The organism is Chroococcidiopsis cubana SAG 39.79, from assembly GCF_003991895.1.
GTDB lineage: Bacteria > Cyanobacteriota > Cyanobacteriia > Cyanobacteriales > Chroococcidiopsidaceae > Chroococcidiopsis > Chroococcidiopsis thermalis.
This window is the reverse complement of record NZ_RSCK01000284.1, coordinates 1-676: the sequence shown is the minus strand read 5'-3', so window position 1 is coordinate 676 and position 676 is coordinate 1. Positions and strand designations below refer to the sequence as shown.

2 protein-coding genes are annotated in these 676 nt (G+C 44.2%); both read right to left on the bottom strand.

Features of this window, described 5'->3' with window-relative positions:
- Positions 1-70: 70 nt before the first annotated feature.
- Entirely contained in the window at positions 71-253 is a 183-nt protein-coding gene (locus DSM107010_RS37925; RefSeq protein WP_127025475.1) for a hypothetical protein, read from the bottom strand.
- Positions 250-612 (bottom strand): hypothetical protein, encoded by a 363-nt coding sequence (locus tag DSM107010_RS37920; protein WP_127025473.1) that lies wholly within the window; start codon positions 610-612, stop codon positions 250-252. The genes DSM107010_RS37925 and DSM107010_RS37920 overlap by 4 nt, the downstream gene beginning before the upstream one ends.
- Positions 613-676 lie beyond the last annotated feature (64 nt).

Sequence of the window (676 nt, the reverse complement as noted above, 5' to 3'; positions counted from 1 at the left end):
TAGCGAGCGTCTTTGAGTTTCATGGCTGATTCCAGACTTAGCTACCTTTCTATGTTAACCAATCTCTGCTCTAGGTAGTATCTAAGTTATTGATAAAAGTTGCGATATCGTCCAACTCTTTGATGTAGTGGGAGTTGAATGCCACAGAAAGTTGTTTGAGAAGTTGTATGCGGCGTTGCATCAAACTCTCCTTTACAGCCAGGTGGAGGAACTGACGTTTTTCTGCATTGGTAATGTAACCGTAGTCCATCATTTCTGCACCTGCACGAGTGGATTATTCACTGCACGCTGCTGACGTTGGTACTCACGGACTAAACGGGTTTCCTCAGCAGCTAGTTTGTGTTTGTATGACGGGTTTGCAAGCAGCTTGTGTTCTTCCACAATCATCTCTGCTTCTATACTTGTTTGGTGAGGGCTTTGTGCGCGACCGTTAACACCTTTAGGTAGTAGGGCATCCTTAGCTTTAGCTTCAGTTAACCTACTCGCATAACGTGCTTCTACATCCTTCTGTACCTGCTCGCTTAACTTAGACTCGAACTTGTCCAAAGCATAGCGAATAGAATCGGGCATTTCGTTACTGCTAAAGCGCGGTTGTACCCAGGGCAAACGCATCTAATAAAAGCATAATGAAATACTAAGAAGCGCTTTGGGCTAAAAATTCTGGAAATAGCAGAGC